Annotated in this window: 1 protein-coding gene; it reads right to left on the reverse strand. The window is 58.5% G+C overall.

Annotated elements, in window-relative coordinates; genetic code table 11:
* On the reverse strand, positions 1 to 4,207 hold a 4,207-nt coding region (locus QEH57_RS24495; protein WP_309009441.1), incomplete at both ends, for a putative Ig domain-containing protein.

A 4,207-nucleotide genomic window follows, 5' to 3' on the forward strand; every position in this document is an offset into this window, starting at 1 on the left:
TCGTTTCCGGCGCCGCCGGAAATGGACTCGATTCCGTCGAGGTTTGTCGCGGAGAAGTCGAGGGTCTGGTTGGAGTAGTCGCCAGTGACGGTGACGCCTGAGTGGCCGTCCGAGGAGATGGTCTCGATGGAGTTTTCGGCGTCGAAGTTGGAGTCGATGGTGATGTTGGTGTCGTCTCCGGTCGCCTTGACGGTGTCGTTTCCTTCTCCGCCGTGGAAGTCGTCGGCTCCGTCTCCTTCGGAGTAGAGGAAGGTGTCGTCACCGGCTCCGCCGTGCAGGTCGTCGTATCCGTCGCTCGCGAGGATGACGTCGTCGCCGTCGGATCCGATTACGGTGTCGTTTCCGGCGCCGCCGGAAATGGACTCGATGCCGTCTAGGTTTGTCGCGGAGAAGTCGAGGGTCTGGTTTGAGTAGTCGCCAGTGACGGTGACGCCGGAATGCCCGTCCGAGGAGATGGTCTCGATGGAGTTTTCCGCGTCGAAGTTTGAGTCGATGGTGATGTTGGTGTCGTCCCCGGTCGCTTTGACGGTGTCGTTTCCGGCTCCGCCATGGAAGTCGTCGGCTCCATCTCCATCGGTGTAGAGGAAGGTGTCGTCTCCGGCTCCGCCGTGCAGTTCGTCGTTTCCAGTGGAGGCGAGGATGGTGTCGTTGCCTTCGGAACCGATTACGGTGTCGTTTCCGGCGCCGCCGGAAATGGACTCGATGCCGTCGAGGTTTGTCGCGGAGAAGTCGAGGGTCTGGTTGGAGTAGTCGCCAGTGACGGTGACGCCGGAGTGACCGTCCGCGGAGATAGTTTCGATGGAGTTGTCGGCATCGAAGTTTGAGTCGATGGTGATGTTGGTGTCGTCCCCGGTTGCCTTGACGGTGTCGTTTCCTTCTCCGCCGTGGAAGTCGTCGGCTCCGTCTCCTTCGGAGTAGAGGAAGGTGTCGTCTCCCGCTTCCCCGTAGAGGTTGTCGTAACCTGTGCCACCGACTATGACATCATCTCCGTCGCCAGCGTAGATGGAATCGTTCCCTCCGAATCCGTGAATCTCGTTATCGTTGTCGGAGGCAGTGTAGGAATTGTTGCTGTAGTTAAGGTGGATGAGGCTGTCGTCTCCCGTTACGGTAACGGTCGCGGTGCTGGTAGTGGTTCCTCCATTGCCATCTGAGATCGTATAGGAGATTTCAATGTCTTCGCTGTCATCGAGCGCCAAGTCTGGGAATCCGTCTGCAGGATCGTATACGAGCTTATTGTTTACGATGGATACGGCGCCTTTTCCGCCCACAACGGTTGCATCGGTAATGGTAAGGGAATCTCCAACGTCTTCGTCGCTATCGTTGGCGAGTACGTCTATTTCGATGGTGTTTCCTTCGGTGACGGCGGCGCTGTCAGCTGTCGCGATGGGGCCATCGTTCGTATTTGCGACAGTGATGGAGACGATATCGGATGCGCTCTCTTCGCCGTCGGACGCGGTCACTTTGAGATAGAAGGTGCCGACATCCTCGTTCTCTGGGGTGCCGGAGAACTGTCCCGTGGCGGAATCGAAGTCCAACCAGCTGGGGATGGATCCTTCACCGATAGGTTCGCCGGATTCGTCGGTAAGCAGGGCGGAGAAGGTGAGGGTGTCGCCAAGATCCTGGTCGGAGAAGTTGTTGGAAACATCCAGGCTGAACGCTGCGTCCTCGTCCGTCGTTTGATCGGCGATTTCCGCACTGACTACCGGTCCATCGTTTGTATTTTCAACGTGGATACGGAAAGTGTCCGATACACTTGCACCGGACAGGTCGGTGGCGGTAACGGTGACTGAAAGAGTTCCCACATCTTCGTTTTCGGGGGTGCCGGATAGGAGGCCGGTCGATTCGTCGAAAGCGAGCCAGTCGGGCAAGGGATCGCCGTTTTCAAGGGTTGCGGCGTAGGACAGCACGTCGCCTGCGTCTACATCGGCGAAACCTTCGCTGGTATCGAGTGAGAACGTAGCGTCTTCGTTCGCTGTGAGGCCAGCGTTTTCCCAATGGTCGTGCGTGGACTCGATGTCGCGGAGCTGTTCGATCTCTTCTTGGCTCAAGGTTCCGTCGTAGACCTTGATCTCGTCCATGCTGCCGGTGAAGTAATAACCTCCACCGTAGCCCCATCCGCCGAAGTGGAGGGTTCCGCCGTCACTGTCGATGTTTGCGCGTGAGCTACTGGGCGTGCCTTGAATTTGGCCAAGCGAGAGTTCTACGCCGTCGATGTGGATGCTGTTTTGGGTGACGTCGCCGTTGGTGAAGGTGGCGACGACGTGGTGCCACTGGCCGTCCGCGAGGGCGCTGGCATCGGCGCCGAATAGGTCGCTATTGCCGGTGTTGAAGCCGATGTTGCCATCGAGCAAGGTCAGGTCATGGATGTCTGAGGCGACGAGCATTTCCCAGCTGCCGGAGGGATCACCCTGTATCCACATCGAGACAGTGGTCTGGGCGCCGCTTTCGCTGGACAGGTCGATATCGTTGACGCTGAGCTTGGCGTTGGTGAAGTCGGCGGCTTTGCCTACCATGCCGGAATCCTCGGATGCGAGGGAGCCGTAGCTGGCGGACGGGACGCCGTCTTCGAAATTGATTTCGCTGAGCAGAGTAGCGTTTTGCGGTTCGAAGGATGAAATGGTGCCAGTCGCGATTGGTCCGTCATTTGTATTCTCAACCTGAATACTGAAGATGTCGGATACGTTCTCACCGGATCCGTCGGTTGCGGTGACGGTTACGGAAATGGTTCCGACATCGCCGTTTTCAGGCGTTCCGGAGAGTTCTCCGGTGGCTGAGTCGATGGAAAGCCAAGCGGGAAGTGGATCGCCGTTTTCGAGGGTGGCCGAGAAGGTCAGCGTATCCCCGAGGTCTTGGTCGACGAAGTTACTCGAGACATCCAAGGAGAAGGGGACGTCTTCGTCGATCGTTTGATCTACGATCTCAGCGCTGACCGTCGGTCCGTCGTTGGTGTTTTCGACTTCGAGTTCGAAGGTTTGGGTCGCGGTGGCGCCAGACTGGTCGGTGGCGGTAATGGTGATGGAAATGGAACCAACATCTCCATTTTCGGGAGTTCCGGAAAGCTGACCGTTGTTTTCTCCGATCGAGAGCCAGGCTGGTAGAGGATCGCCGTTTTCGAGAGTGGCGGAATAAGTGAGCGCGTCCCCGTCGTCTATATCGGCAAAATAGTCTGCGGCTTCGAGCGAGAACGCGGCGTCTTCGGTCGCTGTGAGACCAGCGTTTTCCCAGTGGTCGTGCGTGGACTCGATGTCGCGGAGCTGTTCGATCTCTTCCTGGCTGAGCGCGCCGTCGTAGACCTTGATCTCGTCCATGCTGCCGGTGAAGTAATAGCCTCCTCCGTGTCCCCAGCCGCCGAAGTGGAGGGTTCCGCCGTCACTGTCGATGTTTGCGTGAGAGCTGCTGGGCGTGCCCTGTATCTGGTTAAGCGATAGTTCTACGCCGTCGATGTGGATGCTGTTTTGGGTGACGTCGCCGTTGGTGAAGGTGGCGACCACGTGGTGCCATTGGCCGTCGGCGAGGGCACTCGCGTCGGCGCCGAATAGGTCGGTCTGGCCGGTGTTAAAGCCGATGTTGCCATCGAGCAAGGTCAGGTCATGGATGTCGGAGGCGACGAGCATTTCCCAGCTGCCGGAGGGATCGCCCTGTATCCACATCGAGACAGTGGTCTGGGCGCCGCTTTCGCTGGAGAGGTCGATATCGTTGACGCTGAGCTTGGCGTTGGTGAAGTCGGCGGCTTTGCCTACTATGCCGGAATCCTCGGATGCGAGGGAGCCGTAGCTGGCGGACGGGACGCCGTCTTCGAAATTGATTTCGCTCAGCAGGGTAGCGTTTTGCGGCACGAAGGCTTCTGAAATATTTCCGATCGCAACCGGTCCGTCGTTGGTATTTTCAACGGTGATAGTGAAGGTGTTGCTGGCCGATTCTTGTCCGTCGGTCGCAGAAACTATGACGGAAAGGGAACCGACGTCGCCGTTTTCGGGTGTGCCTGAGATCCGGCCGGTCTCCGCGTCGATGGAGAGCCAGCTTGGCAGCGGGTCTCCGTTCTCGAGGGTCGCGGAGTAGGTGAGGATGTCGCCTGCGTCCACGTCGGAGAAGTTCGCGGCTGCGTCTAGGCTGAAGGCTGAGTCCTCGTCGACGCTTTGGTTGGCGATGGCGGTGGCGACGGGGCCGTCGTTGGTGTTTTCGACCTCGATGCTGAAGGTGTCCGTTG

It is taken from the genome of Pelagicoccus sp. SDUM812005, from assembly GCF_031127875.1.
GTDB lineage: Bacteria > Verrucomicrobiota > Verrucomicrobiia > Opitutales > Opitutaceae > Pelagicoccus.